A 15254-nucleotide genomic window follows, 5' to 3' on the forward strand; every position below is an offset into this window, starting at 1 on the left:
GAGCCTGAAGGGCGAGCCTCGAAGGACGCACCTGGCCGATGCAGGTCGAACCCCTGCTCTTCTTCAGAGGACACCCCATGCCCATCGACTACAGCAAGTTGAAGAACTGGCACTTTCCCGACCTCGAGCACCGATACGAGGCGAAGGACAGCATCCTCTACGCCCTCGGCGTCGGTTGCGGCGCCGACCCGCTCGACCGCACCGAACTGCCCTTCGTCTACGAGGACGGGCTGAAGGCGCTGCCCACCATGGCAGTGGTTCTGGGCTATCCCGGCTTCTGGCTGAAGGACCCGAACACCGGCATTGACTGGCGCAAGGTTCTGCACGGCGAACAGGGCCTGGTCATCCATCAGCCCCTGCCGGCGACCGGTACGGTGATCGGACGCACCCGTGTTACCGAGATCGTCGACAAGGGGCCGGGCAAGGGCGCGCTGATCCTTTCGGACCGCGACGTCATCGACAAGGCATCAGGCACGCTGCTGGCGACGCTGACCTCGACGACCTTCATCCGTGGCGAGGGCGGTTTCGGCGGCCCCTCCGGCCCGACGCCGGAGCCCCATGCGCTTCCCGACCGCGCGCCCGACGAGGCCGTGGACCTGAAGACCCTGCCGCAGGCCGCGCTCATCTACCGGCTGTCGGGGGACTATAACCCCCTTCACGCCGACCCCGACGTCGCCGCCGGCGCGGGCTTTCCCCAGCCGATCCTGCACGGGCTCTGCACCTATGCGGTGGCTGGCCGCGCCATCCTGAAGGCCTGCTGCGGCAACGACCCGGCGAATTTGCGCCGCCTCGACGTGCGTTTCTCCGCGCCGGTCATGCCGGGCGAGACCATCCGCACGGAAATCTGGAAGGACGGTGCCACCGTCTCGTTCCGCGCCCGGGTCGTCGAGCGCGACATCGTGGTGCTGAACAACGGCCGGGCGCAGGTGGCCTGAGGGCCACCCGCGCATCCGGCAATGTTCAGCCGGGGTTGATGCCGAGCTGACGCGTGGCCTCGACCCATTCCGGCCCTTCCTCGCGATACACCTTCAGGGACTCCTCGCGGCTCATCGCCGGATCGTCGATGCCGAACGTGTCGAGCACCTTGAGGATGGTCTCGCTCTTGCCAGCTTCAACCATGAGAGCGGACAGGCGGCTGGCGATGGCATCGGGCAGCCCCGCCGGTCCGAACAGTCCCACCCAGCTGCGCAACTGGAACACCCGCGCCGTGGTGCCCTGCTCCACGAAGGTCGGCACGTCCGGCAGCTTCTTCATGCGCCGCGTGGTGGGCACCGCAATGGCGCGGCCGGTGCCGGTCTGCAGCGCCGGCGTTGCGGCATTGTAGCTGCCGACCGCCGCCTGAAGCGCGCCGCCGAGAAAGTCGTTCCACATCGGCGCCTCGCCCCGGTAGTGGACCGGAACGATCTTGCGTTCGAGCGCCTTGTTGAACTCGAAGGTGAGGATGTGCGGGAAGGTCCCGGCGCCATAGGTGCCGAGGCTGACATTGTTCGACTTCGCGAAGTCGAGGAACTCCTTCAGATTGGTCACGCCGGTGGACCTGTGGGCGACCAGCGGCAGATGCCCGGCCGGCAGCACCGAGATCATGGTGAAGTCCTTGTCCGGATCGTATTGCAGGTTGCGGATCAGGACCCGGTTGCCGAGGAACGTGGTCGACAGCGAAAGGACGAAGGTCTGGCCGTCGGGCGCGGCCTGCTTGACCGACTGGGCAGCGATGGCGCCACTCGCCCCCGGCCTGTTCTCCACCACGACGGGCACGCCCAGCTGCCTGGAGATGAAATCCCCGTAGGCCCGCGAGAAGATGTCGGTCAGCCCGCCGGCCGCCGTGCCGCAGATGATCTTGATCGGGCCGGAAGGCCAGGCCTGTGCCCGTGCGGGGCCGGGAACGGCGAGGCAAAGCCCCGCCGCCCCCGCAAGCGCCGTGCGCCGCGAGATGGTTGTCGTCGTCATGTCGTCTCCTCTTGCGACCGGACCGCTGGTCCGTCCTGTCAGCTCGGCGTGAGGCCGAGCATGCGGGTGGCTTCGACCCATTCAGGGCCTTCCTCGTCGTAGAGCTTCTGCGATTCCGCGCGGCTCAGCGCGGCCTCGTCGATGCCGAACGTGTCGAGGATCTTGCGGATCCGCTCGGTCTTGCCGCCCGCGACCATGAGGGCCGAAACCCGGTCGGCGATCGCGTCGGGCAAGGCCGCCGGACCGAACAGGCCGACCCAGCCCTTGAGCTGCAGCACGCGGATGTCGATGCCCTGTTCGGCAAAGGTCGGCACGTCGGGGAGCTTGCCCATGCGGCGCATCATCGGCACGGCGATCACCCGCCCGGAATTCGTGTCGCGCGCCGGAGCCGAACCCTGGTAGCTGCCGATGCCGGCCTGCAGCGCGCCGCCGACGAAGTCGTTCCACATCGGCGCTTCGCCGCGATAGTGGACCGGCACGATATTGAGCCCGAAACGCCGGTTCAGCTCGAAGGTCACGGTGTGCGGGAAGCTGCCCGGACCGTAGGTGCCAAGGCTGACCTGATTGGTCTTCGCGTATTCGATGAACTCCTTGACGTTGGTCGCCCGCGTGGACTTGTGGGCGAGCAGCGGCAGATGGCCGGCCGGCATGGCCGAGATGAACTTGAAGTCCTTGTCCGGGTCGTATTGCAGATTGCTGATCAGGACCCGGTTGGCGAAGAACGTCGTTGAGATCGTCAGGATGAAGGTCAGCCCGTCGGGGGCCGCCTGCTTCACCGCCTGGGCGGCGATGGCGCCGCTCGCGCCCGGCCGGTTCTCCACGACGACCGGCACGCCGACCTGGCTGGAGATATATTCGCCATAGGCCCGCGAGAAGATGTCGGTAAGACCTCCCGGCGCCGTACCGCAGATGATCTTGATCGGCCCGGCGGGCCAGGCCTGGGCCCGGGCGATGCCCGGCGCCGCGATCGCAAGGCCGGCGGCGCCGGCAAGCGCCGTGCGGCGTGTGATGAATCTGCTCATGGTCGTTCTCCCGTTGATGGGGTCTGTTGCCCCGTTGCCCCGTTCACCCGTGTCAGCCTGGCGTCAGGCCGAGCTTGCCGACCGCCTCGAGCCAGACCGGCCCCTGGGTGTCGTAGATGTGCTTGAAGGTGGCGTGGTCCTGCGCGGCATCGTCGACCCCGAACGTGTCGGTCAGCTTCTGGATGCGCTCGGATTTGCCGGCCTCGACCATCAGGCTTGAAATGTGCTGGACGATCTCCTGCGGCATGGATGCCTGGCCGAGAAGGCCGGCCCAGCTGAGCAGCTTCAGCGCCGGCAGATCCAGACCCTGCTCCACATAGGTGGCGACGTTCGGCAGCTTCGACATGCGGCGCGTGGTCTGGACCGCGATCGGCACGCCGGTGCCGGTGTCGATGGCACCGCGCGCAGCCTGATAGCTGCCGATGGCGCACTGGCTCGATCCCGACAGGATGTCGTTCCACATCGGCGCCTCGCCGCGATAGTTCACGAGCGTCATGTCGAGGTTATAGGCGCGGTTCAGCTCGTGGCACACGATGTGGGCGAAGGAACCTGCGGCATAGGAGCCGAAGCTGACCCGGTTCTTGCGCGCATAGTCGACGAACTGCGCAAGGTTGGTCGCACCCGTGACCTTGTGGGCGACCAGCGGCAGGTGGCCGGTCGACATCATCGAGATCAGCGCGAAATCCTTGTCCGGATCATAGGGCAGGTTGCGGATCGCGATGCGGTTGCCGAGCAGCGTGGAGGAGATGACCGTCAGCAGCGTGTGATTGTCGGCGGGGGCGGCCTTGAGCGCCTGGCAGGCGACCGATCCGCCGGCGCCGGGCCGGTTCTCTACGATCACCGTCTGCCCGCTCTTCTGCGCGATGTACTCTCCATAGGCGCGGGAATAGAGATCGGTAATCCCCCCCGGCGGGAAGGCGCAGATGATCTTGACCGGCTTGGTCGGCCACACCTGGGCGCGCAGGGTCACCGGCGCAAACACACTGGTGGCGAGGCCTGCGGCAAGCAGCCGCCGGCGCGTGAAGGGATGGGGCATCGGGTTTCCTCTGGCGTCGTTGTCTGGTCATTGGGCTGGCGACCGGGCACCGGGGTCATGCACCGCATGACATGCTCCCGCCCGTCCGGCATCTGCGTGCCGTACTCCACAAGCCGCGCGGATCGTCTCACGGCGGCATTTCAGCGTCAATGAAAGATCATTTCGCCTACTGAAACGCACGGTCCCGAACCCCTCCCCCATTCGGGCAAGCGTCAGGGTGCCGCACCGCGCCGGCAGGATCGGCCCGTCAGGCTCAGTCGGTGCGCGCGCCGCTCGGGGCCCAGAGCGTGGCGCGGAAATTGTCGCCAAGCGAGGAGGCGATGCGTCGCGCCGTGTCCTGCAGCGGGCCGAGGAAGTCCTTGACCGCATCTTCAACCGTCACAACGCCGTTCAGCATCATGATGTTGATGCTGGCATAGACCTTGTCGGCATCGCGCACGGGCACGCCCATCGCCCAGACCCGGCCATCGAAGACGTGCTGGCTGTACTGCTCGTCCATCAGGGCGAAGCCGCGCTGGCGCACTTCGGTCAGCAAGGCGGCAAGCTTCTTCGGCTGGCGGGCCAGTTCGGTGGATTTGCCCGGTATGACCGAGAGCAACGAGATGATCCGTTCCTGCTGCTCCGGCGGGCAATAGGCCAGGAAGGCGCGCCCCATCGAGGTCGCCAGCAGGGGGAAGCGGAATCCCGGCCGTCGTGAGAACAGCATCGAGCCGGGCTCGCGCGTTGTCTGGGCCACGATCATCGAGTCGCGATCGAAGATGGCGATATCCGACGGCCAGCCGATCTGCTTGCGGAACTCATGCATGATCGGTTCGGCCACGCCGCCGATCCACAGGTGCTGGTCGTAGCCGTGGGAGAGCAGGAGGCAGCGTCCGGTCGGCGCATAGACCGCCCGGTCGGCATCGCGGAGCACGTAGCCCTCGTGCTCCAGCGTCTCCAGCATGCGCACGATGGTCGCCTTGTTCAGGCCGGTCGCCTTGTGCAGCGAACCGACCGTGGACTGACGCTCGGCATTGATGATGCGCAGGATTTCCAGGCCTCGCGACAGCGCAATGACGGGTTCGAACGACGGCATGACGGCAACGGGTCCTGATGGTCGGGTAGGGCTAGCATCGCGGCCTGCACCGCGAAATTGGTCGATTGTATCGGTTTGTCACGTCCCGGCGGGCAGGATCGCTCCCGCATGTCTGCTGTTCTCTCTTCCTGTCCGGCCCCCTGCGAACGGCCGATGTCCGGGATTCTTGACGCCCGGGGCTCCCGCAAGAATACTCAATATGAAATCGCATTTCAACAAGTGAAATCTTTCCGGCGGCGTCCGGAACGCGGAAAACGGACAGGATATCATGGACTTCTCGCTTACTTCCGAACAGCGCGAGCTGCAGCGCATCGCCGGCGACTTCGCCGTCAAGGAGCTTTCGGGCATCGCCGGTGACATCGAGGCCACCAACTCGCCGCTTCCGCGCCGCTTCGTCAAGCGCCTCGCGGAAATGGGCTATCTGGGCGTCAATCTCGATCCCGCCTATGGCGGTCACGGCCTCGGCCACCTTGAGGCCGTCCTCGTCCTGGAGGCCGTGGCGCGGGTCTCGCCTGGCGTCGCCTTTCCGATCTTCGAATCCTGCTTCGGCCCGGTGCTGGCCATCCAGCATTTCGCGAACGAGGCCCTGAAGAAACGCATCATCCCGCAGGTCGTTGCGGGCGACATGATCGTCGCCGTCACCATGTCCGAACCCGATGCCGGCAGCGCGCTGACCGACCTCACCACGCGCGGGCGCATCGAGGGCGACAGCGTCGTCATCAACGGCCAGAAGCGCTGGTGCTCGGGCTCCGGCCATTCCGACGCCTATGTCGTCTATTGCCGCCTGTCGGACGCGCCGGGGGCCAAGGGCATCGGTGCCGTGCTGGTGGAGAAGGACGCGCCCGGCCTGACCTTCGGCCCTCAGGAGGAACTGATGGGCTTCCGCGGCGTGCCCAGCGCCGACATGTTCTTCGACAATGTCACGGTGCCGGCGGAAAACATCATCGTGCCGGCCGGCGGCTTCAAGAAGCTGATGGAGGCCTTCGACCTCGAGCGCTGCGGCAATTCCACCATGAGCCTCGCCCTCGCCTCCGCAGCCCTCGACGACGCGCTGGCCTATGTCCAGGAGAGGAAGCAGTTCGGCAAGCCGCTGATCGACTTCCAGGCCGTGCAGATGAAGATCGCCGAGATGGCCATGAAGGTGGAGGCCTCGCGCCTGCTCATCTACCGCGCCGTCACCAATGCCTCGGCGGGCCTGCCCTCCATTGCCGATTCCTCCATCGCCAAATGCTTCGCCAACGAGATGACCCGCGAGGTCTGCGGCGCGGCCATCCAGATCATGGGCGGCTACGGCTATTCGAAAGCCTTCCCGGCGGAGCGGCGCTTCCGCGATTCCTGGGGCTGGGGCATTGCCGGCGGCTCCATCGACATCCAGAAGATCAACATCGCCTCGACCCTGGTCGGCCGGCGCTTCGACCAGCGGCGCTGACGGCGGTCATGGGTGAACCCGTCGCCATCGACCTCGCCCGCTTCATCCGCCCTGGCGACCGCGTCGTCATCGGCCAGGGCACCGCGGAGGCGCTGACCCTGACCGAGGCCCTGGTGGCGCAGCGCGCGGCCATCGGCCCCGTCGAGCTATTTCTCGGCGCACTGTTCTCGTCCACCTTCCGGCCGGAGACATCGGACGGCCTGACCTTCACCGGCTATGGCGCCATCGGCGGCACCGCGCGGCTTGCGAAGGCCGGCCTGTTTGACCCGCTGCCCGCCGCCTACAGCCGGCTGGAGGCCTTCTTCGACGACGGCACGCTGAGCGCCGACGTCGTGTTGCTGCAGATCGCGCCCGGCATGGACGGCGGCCCGCCGAGCCTCGGCAATTGCCATGACTACACGGCCGCCGCCGCCCGCCGCGCCCGCGTCGTCATCGCCGAGGTGAACGACGCCGCGCCCTGGACCCATGGCGGCGAAATCGGCCCCGACATCCGCATCGACCACATGATCCGGACCAGCCGGCCGCCAGCCCCGGCCCCGGCCAGCCGCCCCGGCGCGGTCGAGGAGGCCATTGCCCGGCACATCGCGGCACTCGTTCCGGACGGCGCGACGCTGCAGATGGGCATCGGCTCGATCCCCGAGGCGGTGCTGCCGGCGCTGGCCGGTCACCGCGATCTCGGCGTCCATTCCGGACTGATGGGCGATGCGGCCGTCGACCTGATCGAGAAGGGCGCCATCACCAATGCGCTGAAGGACGAGGATCGCGGCGTCTCGGTCGCCGGCTGCCTGTTCGGTAGCGACAGGCTCATCCGCTTCGCCCATCGCAACCGCGCGGTCAGGATTGCCCCGCCCTCGGTCACGCACGGCGCAGCGGTGCTGGCGGGCCTGCCGCGCTTCACGGCGATCAATTCGGCGGTCGAGGTGGACCTGTTCGGCGCGGTCAATGCGGAGATGGCCGGCGGCACCTATCTCGGCGCTGTGGGCGGCCAGCCGGACTTCGTGCGCGGCGCCCTGAACGCGCAGGGCGGGCGCTCGATCATCGCCCTTCCCGCGACAGCGAAGGACGGTGCGGTCAGCCGCATCGTGCCGGCGCTGTCGGGGCCGGTCACGACCCCGCGCAGCGATGCCGACGTGGTGGTCACCGAGTTCGGCGTTGCGGATCTGCGCGGCTGTTCGCTCAGTGAACGGGCAAGGCGGATGGCCGCCATCGCCGCGCCGGCCTTCCGCGAGGCCCTTGAACACGCGGCCCGGCAGGCCGGCTGATCAGGCCGGTGCGCTCAGCCTGTCCGACAGCCTGAGCGCCCCTGCCCCGGTGAGTTGGGCCACGCGGTCGGCGGCAATGCCCCAATCGGCCAGGGCCTCGGCGCCGCCCTCGCCCGCCACGACCGACGGGCCCTGGATCGCGCCGGGCGTTGCCGAGAAGCGCGGCGCGGGCGCCGGCTGCACCACGCCTCCCACATCGACAAAGGTTTCGCGCGCCGCGTTGTGGGGATGGCGCGGTGCCTCCTCCAGCGACAGGACGGGTGCGAAGCAGGCATCCGAGCCGTCGAAGACCGCCGCCCATTCGTCGCGCGTCTTCTCGGCGATGCGGCGAGCGAAGCGCTCGCGCAGTTCCGGCCAGCGCGCCGTCTCCCACTGGCCGGGCAGGTCCGGCTCGCCGGCGAGACCCAGCTTGTCGACCAGTTCGGCGTAGAACTTCGGCTCGATGGCACCGACAGCGACATGGCGTCCGTCCGCGCAGGTATAGGTGTCGTACCAGGGCGCGCCGGTATCGAGCAGGTTGACGCCGCGCTGGTCGCGCCAGCGGCCCTGCGCCTTCAGCGCATAGAAGGTTGCCATCAGCGACGAGGCCCCGTCCGTCATGGCGGCATCCACCACCTGCCCCTCGCCGGAGCGCTGGGCATGGAACAGGGCGGCGAGCACGCCCATGATCAGGAACATCGAGCCGCCGCCATAGTCGCCGACGAGATTCAGCGGGGGCACCGGCTTCTCGCCGGCCCGCCCGATGGCATGCAGGGCGCCGGTGAGAGCGATGTAGTTGATGTCGTGACCGGCCGTCGGCGCGAAGGGGCCGGACTGGCCCCAGCCGGTCATGCGGCCATAGACCAGCCGCGGATTGGCCTTCAGCAGCACGTCCGGCCCGAGGCCGAGGCGCTCCATCACGCCCGGGCGGAAGCCCTCGACCAGGATATCGGCCTTCGCCGCCATGTCGCGGGCAAGCGCGATCGCCTCGGGGTTCTTCAGGTCGAGCGCGACCGAGCGGCGCCCCCGGCCGATGACGTCGGCCTTCGGGTCGCGGGCAACCCCGAGGCCGGACTCGCCCAGCCGGTCGATGCGCACCACGTCGGCGCCGAGGTCCGAGAGAAGCATGCAGGCGAAGGGGCCGGGCCCGATGCCGGCAAACTCGACGACCTTCACGCCGGTCAGGGGTCCGCTCATGGTTCTGTTCTCCTGCGCCGCGCCGCTCAGACGCTGCGGGCGGCCTTGTCCTTGTCATTGGCCGAGCGGATCTGGTCGCGCATGGCCGCCCATTGCTCGTCCGACATTTCCGACAGCCGATAGAAATTGCCGCCGGTTGCGTTGAACCGGGCGCCATCGATGGCAATGGTCTGTCCGGTCAGGTACTCGCAGCCATCGGCCATCAGGAAGGTGGCGAGGTTCTTCAGTTCCTGCATCTCGCCGTTGCGGCCCATGGGGCTGTCGTCGCGCCCCTTGTCCTCCTCGGCCGATTTGCCCGGATTGAGCCGCTCCCAGGCGCCCTTGGTCGGGAAAGGCCCCGGCGCGATACAGTTGAGGCGGATGCCGTAGCGGCCCCATTCGGCGGCCAGCGACTGGGTCATGACATTGATGCCGGCCTTGGACATGGCCGAGGGCACCGTGAACGGCCCGCCGTTCCACACCCATGTGGTGAGGATCGAGATGACCGAGGCCTTGTGACCGCCCTCGATCCAGCGCTTGCCGCAGGCGAGCGTCACGTAGAACGAGCCGTGGAACACGATGCCGGCAATGGCGTCGAAACCCCGCGGCGAGAGGTCCTTGGTCGGGCTGACGAAATTGCCGGCGGCATTGTTGACCAGGCCGGTGAGCGGCCCGGAGGCCCAGATCTCCTCGATCATCTCCTCCACCGCCTGGGCTACGCGGATATCGACGGAATGGGTGATGACCTGGCCGCCATGGCGGTCCATCAGCTCCTTTGCCGTGTCGTCGAGCACGCCCTTGCGGCGTCCGCAGATATGGACGGTGGCGCCGAGGCGCAGATAGTCCTCGGCCATCTCCCGGCCGAGGCCCGTGCCGCCGCCGGTCACCAGGATGCGCTTGCCTTTGAGAAGCCCGTCGCTGAACACGTTCCGTCTCCCTGGAGATGATTGTCCGTTGCCTGATTGAATGCGCCGCTACCGGCCCCGGAACTCCGGCTTGCGCTTGCCACGGAAGGCCGCGACGCCCTCGGCAAAATCCTCGCTGCCGAAGCAGACGACCTGGGCCATGCCCTCCTCCTCGAGGAAAGCCTCCAGCGACAGGTCATAGGCCCGCCGGAGCAGCCGCTTGGTCATGGCCAACGAGACGGTCGGCCCGCTCGCAAGCGCCTCGGCCACCGCGCGGGCCGTCGCGACGAGGTCCGCCGGCTCGGCCAGGCGCGAGACCATCCCCATGGCAAAGGCCTCTTCCGCCGTCACCTCGCGGTTGGTGAGCAGGATGTCGCTGGCACGCACATGGCCCACGGCACGAGTCAGCGTGTAGGCGAGGCCGAGATCAGCCACCGCGCCAAGCCCCGGAAATCCCGCCTTGAATTTCGCGTCGCGCGCCGCGATCACCACGTCGCCGACCATGGCGAGCGACAGGCCGGCGCCAGCCGCCACGCCGTTGACGGCCGTGACGATCGGCTTGCCGGCATTGAGCAGCGGCGCCAGCCACCGATAGCTGCGCTCCATGCGGTCGCGCACCGACACCGCCGCGCGGTCGTCCATCGCGCGGATGTCGCCGCCGGCACAGAAGGCCCGCCCGCTGCCGGTGATCAGGATGGCCCTGATCGCCGGATCGTGCAGCAGCGACGGCAGGTTTGCCTCGATACCGGCCTTGATGCCGGGCGAAATGGCGTTCAGCGATTTCGGCTCGTTGAGGGTGAGGATCGCCACCCCTCCGGAGCGCTCGACGATCAACGACACGTCCGGCTGAAGCCCGTCCATGATTCCTCTCCCTGACCTGTCGGGCGCGACGCCGGAACCCGGCGGCGACGCCATATCGCGAAGTGTCATTTCAATAGACGAAACCCTGCTTCGCCTGCCAGCCGGCCGTTGGGGGCATGCAGGTGCGTGGCACGGGCATCTGCCGGCCGGTCCATGAGACATGGTGGCACACCCTCGCCCGCGGCGGCCATCGTCCGTTGTGCATGCTTGAACGCGGTCGGAAAGTCCGGTCTACTGGCCCAATGAAACGCCGTTTCGAGCAGCGCCGTCAGAGCGTTGACGCGGCACAAGGGAGGAATTCATGAGCAACCGCATCTGGCGGCCGTCGCGCCGTCTCTTTGTCGCGTCTTCGGCCGGTCTGGTCCTGTCCGGGGCGAGCGCGCCGGCGATCCTGGCTCAGGGACGCTACCCCACCAAGCCCGTCAGCCTCATCGTGCCCTGGCCAGCCGGCGGCTCCACCGACATCCATTTCCGTGCGCTCGCGGAAGCGACATCGAAGCACCTCGGCGAGCGGGTCGTGGTCGAGAACCGCGCCGGTGGCGGCGGCACGCTCGGCCCCGCCCAGATGGCGGCCAATTCGCGACCGGACGGCTACACGGTGGCGCAGATGCCGATCACCATGTTCCGCCTGCCGCACATGCAGCGCGTCGCCTTCAATCCGCTGACCGATTTCAGCTATGTCATCCACGTCGCCGGCTACACGTTCGGCACGACCGTGCGCGCCGACAGCCCGCACAAGTCGATGCGTGACCTGATCGAGTTCGCGCGCGCCAACCCGAACGCCATCAATTACGGCACGCCCGGCGCCGGCACGACGCTGCACATCACCATGATGGACATCGCCAGCCGCCAGAAGGTGCAGTGGACCCATGTGCCGTTCCGCGGCAATTCCGAGACCAACGCGGCCATCCTCGGCGGGCACGTCCAGGTTCAGGCCGACGCGACCGGCTGGGGCCCGCTGGTCAATTCCGGCCAGCTTCGCCTGCTCGCCACCTGGGGCAAGCAGCGCACCCGCTCCTGGCCGAACGTCCCGACGCTGCAGGAACAGGGCATCGACATCGTCTCGGCCTCGCCGTTCGGCATTGCCGGCCCCAAGGGCATGGACCCCGGCATCGTCAAGGTGCTGCACGACGCCTTCAAGAAGGGCATCGAGGACGAGGGCCACATGCGGGTGATGAACCAGCTCGACCAGGACGTCGATTACATGGATACGGCGACCTACAACGACTACGTCAAGAAGCTCAGCGAGGAGATGCGCGAGCAGGTCGAGCGGCTCAGCCTGCGTCGCGCCTGACCCGAGAGGTCCAACACCATCGGGGGCAGGTCGATGCGCATTCCGGACATGGCGGCTGCCGTGGTCGTTGCCGCCATGGGGGGCTGGCTGATCATCGAGGGCCGGGACATGGGGCTCGGCGAGCCCACCGAGCCGGGCTCGGGCTTCATGTTCTGGTGGCTTGGCGTCGCCTTCATCATCGCAGCGGCAGCGCTGGCCAGCCTCGCCGTGGTGGCCCGCGCTCCGGACGGTCCCAAACCGGAGCCGGGCCGATGGCGCATGGTGCTGGTCGCCATCGCAGCCATGATCGCCTACGCCTTCGCGCTTGAACCGGTCGGCTTCATCCCCGCCTCAGCAGTGCTGCTGACCTTCCTGTTCATCGTCGTGGACCGCTATTCCTGGCCGGTTGCCATCGGCCTCGGCGCCGCGGTGTCGGTCGGCGGCTGGTTCCTGTTCGCCAAGCTGCTGTCGAGCAGCCTGCCGGCCGGCCTGCTGGCCGGCACGTTCCTGGGGATTTGAGCGATGGACCTGCTCGCCCAGCTCGGCACCGGCTTCGCGGTCGCGCTCGCCCCGGAGAACCTGTTCTACTGCTTCATCGGCGTCTTCGTCGGAACGCTGGTGGGCGTTCTGCCCGGCATCGGTCCCATCGCGGCCATGTCGCTGCTGCTTCCCGCAACCTTCGCCATCCCGCCGACCGGCGCGGTCATCATGCTCGCCGGCATCTATTACGGCTCGATGTATGGCGGATCCACGACCTCCATCCTCGTGCGCATTCCCGGCGAGGCGGCCTCCGTCGTCACCTGCCTCGACGGCCATGAGATGGCCAAGCAGGGCCGGGCCGGACCGGCGCTGGTCATCGCCGCGCTCGGCTCCTTCTTCGCCGGCACGGTGGCGCTGGTCGGGCTGATCCTGTTCGCGCCCCTGCTCGTGAGGGCGGGTCTTGCCTTCGGACCGGCCGAATATTGCGCGCTCATGCTGCTCGGCCTGTGCCTGATCGCCTATCTCTCCCAGGCCTCGGTTCTGAAATCGCTGATCATGGCCGGCGTCGGCCTGATGCTCGGCCTGGTCGGCATCGATTCGATCAACGCCATGCCGCGCCTGACCTTCGACCGGCTGGAACTGCTCGACGGCGTCGGCCTGGTACCGGTGGTGATGGGTCTGTTCGGCGTCGCCGAGATCCTGAAGAACCTCGAGCATGGCACCGGCAGGTCGGTGATCGCGGCAGGCGTCGGCAAGCTCTGGCTGACCGCGAAGGACTGGGCCGAAAGCAAGTGGGCGGTGGTGCGCGGCACGGCCATCGGCTTCGTGCTCGGCATCCTGCCGGGCGGCGGCGCCGTCATCTCCTCCTTCGTTTCCTATGCGGTGGAAAAGCGCATCTCGGAGACGCCCGAGCGGTTCGGCAAGGGCGCCATCGAGGGCGTGGCCGGCCCGGAGGCGGCCAACAACGCGGCCGCGGGCTCGGCCTTCATTCCGCTGATGACGCTCGGCATCCCGCCCAATGCCGTGCTGGCGCTGCTGCTCGGCGCGCTGATCATCCACAACGTGCCGATCGGCCCGACCATGATCTCGCAGCGGCCGGACCTGTTCTGGGGCGTGGTGGCGTCGATGTATATCGGCAACGTCATGCTGCTGGTGCTGAACCTGCCGCTGATCGGCCTGTGGGTGCGCTGCCTGAGCATCCCCTATGGCATCCTGTTTCCCCTCATCCTCCTCCTGTGCTGCATCGGCGTCTATTCCACCTCGGGGCAGATCTTCGACATCTTCGTCATGATCGCCTTCGGCGTCGTCGGCTGGCTGATCGCGCGCTGGGGCTTCGAGCCGGCGCCTCTGGTGCTCGGCTTCGTGCTGGGTCCGCTCCTCGAGAACAACCTGCGCAAGGCCCTGATCCTGTCGCGGGGCAGCTGGATGACCTTCATCGAACGGCCGATCTCGGCGGTTTTCGTCATCGCCTCGGCCGTCATCCTGGCCACGGCCCTGATCCCCTGGATCAATGCCAAGCGACGCGAGATGGCGGCGGCCGAGGAGGGCTGATGCCCCGGCGGCCCTCCCTGCGGCAAAGCATCTGGTCCGCCGCGCCTGCGCCGTGATAGACCGGCTGCCAATCAGACCGGCAGTCGGGGGGCGTTCAGGGCATGGCGACAATCACCAGCATCGAGGATCTCCGCGTCCTCGCCAAAGCGCGCGTGCCGCGCATGTTCTACGACTATGCCGATTCCGGCTCCTGGACGGAGAGCACCTACCGCGCCAACGAGAGCGACTTCCAGAAGATCAAGCTGCGCCAGCGCGTCGCTGTCGACATGCGCAACCGCACGCTCGCCGCCACCATGGTCGGCCAGCCGGTCTCCATGCCCATGGCGCTCGCTCCCACCGGCCTCACCGGCATGCAGCACGCCGACGGCGAGATCCTCGCCGCGCGGGCCGCCAACAAGGCCGGCATCCCCTTCACGCTGTCGACCATGAGCATCTGCTCGCTGGAGGACATCGCGGAGGCGACGGGCAAGCCGTTCTGGTTCCAGCTCTACGTCATGCGCGACCGCGAGTTCGCGGCGAACCTGATCGACCGCGCCAGAAAGGCCGGCTGCTCGGCGCTGGTGCTGACGCTCGACCTGCAGATCCTCGGCCAGCGCCACAAGGACATCAAGAACGGCCTGTCCGCGCCGCCGAAGCCCACCCTGACCAATCTCATCAATCTGGCCACCAAGTGGCGCTGGTGCCTGGCCATGGCCGGCACGAAGCGGCGCTCCTTCGGCAACATTGTGGGCCACGCCAAGGGCGTGGACGACATGTCCTCGCTGTCGTCATGGACGGCCGAACAGTTCGATCCGGCGCTCAACTGGGACGATGTCCAGTGGATCAAGGACCGCTGGGGCGGCAAGCTGATCCTGAAGGGCATTCTGGATGCCGAGGATGCGGAGCTTGCCGTGAAGTCCGGCGCGGATGCGCTCATCGTCTCCAACCATGGCGGACGCCAGCTGGACGGCGCCATGTCCTCCATCGAGGCCCTGCCCGATATCGCGAAGGCCGTCGGCGACCGGATCGAGGTCCACATGGACGGTGGCATCCGAACCGGCCAGGACATCATCAAGGCGGTGGCGCTGGGCGCGAAGGGCACCTATGTCGGCCGGGCTTTCCTCTACGGCCTCGGCGCCCTTGGCGAGGAGGGTGTGACCATGGCCATCGAGATCATCCGCAAGGAGCTCGACATCACCATGGCGCTGTGTGGCCTGCGCGACATCGCCGCGGTCGACCGCAACATCCTCGTGGGCGGCGGGCCGGCCTGAGCCGGGCT

General features: G+C 67.8%; 14 protein-coding genes. 7 read left to right on the forward strand and 7 right to left on the reverse strand.

Annotated features, from left to right (window positions below):
- Window positions 1–77: 77 nt before the first annotated feature.
- Entirely contained in the window at window positions 78–935 is an 858-nt protein-coding gene (locus ACTIFS_RS13665; protein ID WP_439574663.1) for a MaoC/PaaZ C-terminal domain-containing protein, read from the forward strand.
- A gap of 25 nt (window positions 936–960) precedes the next feature.
- Here the strand turns inward: ACTIFS_RS13665 and ACTIFS_RS13670 are convergent, their stop codons facing one another.
- The 4 genes from ACTIFS_RS13670 to ACTIFS_RS13685 all read right to left on the reverse strand — a co-directional run bounded on the left by ACTIFS_RS13670 (window position 961) and on the right by ACTIFS_RS13685 (window position 5080).
- Window positions 961–1947 carry a Bug family tripartite tricarboxylate transporter substrate binding protein gene (locus ACTIFS_RS13670; protein ID WP_439574664.1) on the reverse strand — a complete coding sequence of 329 codons (987 nt, stop codon included), beginning with the start codon at window positions 1945–1947 and terminating at the stop codon, window positions 961–963.
- Window positions 1948–1985: 38 nt separating this feature from the next.
- Window positions 1986–2969, reverse strand: coding sequence for a Bug family tripartite tricarboxylate transporter substrate binding protein (locus ACTIFS_RS13675; protein ID WP_439574665.1), 984 nt, complete (start codon window positions 2967–2969; stop codon window positions 1986–1988).
- Between the two features lie 52 nt (window positions 2970–3021).
- On the reverse strand, window positions 3022–4005 hold the full coding sequence (locus ACTIFS_RS13680) for a Bug family tripartite tricarboxylate transporter substrate binding protein (protein ID WP_439574666.1): 984 nt from the start codon (window positions 4003–4005) through the stop codon (window positions 3022–3024).
- A 253-nt stretch (window positions 4006–4258) separates the two neighbouring features.
- A complete protein-coding gene (locus ACTIFS_RS13685; RefSeq protein ID WP_439574667.1) occupies window positions 4259–5080 on the reverse strand; it encodes an IclR family transcriptional regulator domain-containing protein in 822 nt (273 codons plus the stop codon).
- Window positions 5081–5348: 268 nt separating this feature from the next.
- Here ACTIFS_RS13685 and ACTIFS_RS13690 point away from each other — a divergent pair, with 268 nt between their 5' ends.
- Window positions 5349–6509, forward strand: a complete 1161-nt coding sequence (locus ACTIFS_RS13690) for an acyl-CoA dehydrogenase family protein (RefSeq protein ID WP_439574668.1) — start codon at window positions 5349–5351, stop codon at window positions 6507–6509.
- Between the two features lie 8 nt (window positions 6510–6517).
- Window positions 6518–7771: an acetyl-CoA hydrolase/transferase family protein gene (locus ACTIFS_RS13695; RefSeq protein WP_439574669.1), complete on the forward strand. Its 1254-nt coding sequence runs from the start codon at window positions 6518–6520 to the stop codon at window positions 7769–7771.
- On the opposite strand, the gene ACTIFS_RS13700 is transcribed toward ACTIFS_RS13695, so the two are convergent.
- The 3 genes from ACTIFS_RS13700 to ACTIFS_RS13710 are packed head-to-tail and all read right to left on the reverse strand — an operon-like array spanning window position 7772 to window position 10692.
- A complete protein-coding gene (locus tag ACTIFS_RS13700) occupies window positions 7772–8947 on the reverse strand; it encodes a CaiB/BaiF CoA transferase family protein (RefSeq protein ID WP_439574670.1) in 1176 nt (391 codons plus the stop codon).
- A gap of 26 nt (window positions 8948–8973) precedes the next feature.
- Window positions 8974–9852 carry an SDR family oxidoreductase gene (locus ACTIFS_RS13705; protein WP_439574671.1) on the reverse strand — a complete coding sequence of 293 codons (879 nt, stop codon included), beginning with the start codon at window positions 9850–9852 and terminating at the stop codon, window positions 8974–8976.
- A gap of 48 nt (window positions 9853–9900) precedes the next feature.
- Window positions 9901–10692: an enoyl-CoA hydratase/isomerase family protein gene (locus ACTIFS_RS13710; RefSeq protein ID WP_439574672.1), complete on the reverse strand. Its 792-nt coding sequence runs from the start codon at window positions 10690–10692 to the stop codon at window positions 9901–9903.
- Window positions 10693–10993: 301 nt separating this feature from the next.
- On the opposite strand from ACTIFS_RS13710, the gene ACTIFS_RS13715 reads away from it, so the two are divergent.
- The 4 genes from ACTIFS_RS13715 to ACTIFS_RS13730 all read left to right on the forward strand — a co-directional run bounded on the left by ACTIFS_RS13715 (window position 10994) and on the right by ACTIFS_RS13730 (window position 15246).
- Complete coding sequence (locus ACTIFS_RS13715) at window positions 10994–11986, forward strand: tripartite tricarboxylate transporter substrate binding protein (RefSeq protein WP_439574673.1); 993 nt, start codon at window positions 10994–10996, stop codon at window positions 11984–11986.
- Between the two features lie 33 nt (window positions 11987–12019).
- The gene (locus tag ACTIFS_RS13720) at window positions 12020–12484 is read left to right on the forward strand and encodes a tripartite tricarboxylate transporter TctB family protein (RefSeq protein WP_439574674.1); all 465 of its coding nucleotides are present in this window, start codon (window positions 12020–12022) and stop codon (window positions 12482–12484) included.
- A gap of 3 nt (window positions 12485–12487) precedes the next feature.
- Window positions 12488–13996 carry a tripartite tricarboxylate transporter permease gene (locus ACTIFS_RS13725; protein WP_439574675.1) on the forward strand — a complete coding sequence of 503 codons (1509 nt, stop codon included), beginning with the start codon at window positions 12488–12490 and terminating at the stop codon, window positions 13994–13996.
- A 101-nt stretch (window positions 13997–14097) separates the two neighbouring features.
- The gene (locus tag ACTIFS_RS13730; protein ID WP_439574676.1) at window positions 14098–15246 is read left to right on the forward strand and encodes an alpha-hydroxy acid oxidase; all 1149 of its coding nucleotides are present in this window, start codon (window positions 14098–14100) and stop codon (window positions 15244–15246) included.
- The last annotated feature ends 8 nt before the right edge of the window (window positions 15247–15254 follow it).

The organism is Phreatobacter sp., assembly GCF_051860605.1.
In the GTDB taxonomy this organism is placed as follows: domain Bacteria; phylum Pseudomonadota; class Alphaproteobacteria; order Rhizobiales; family Phreatobacteraceae; genus Phreatobacter.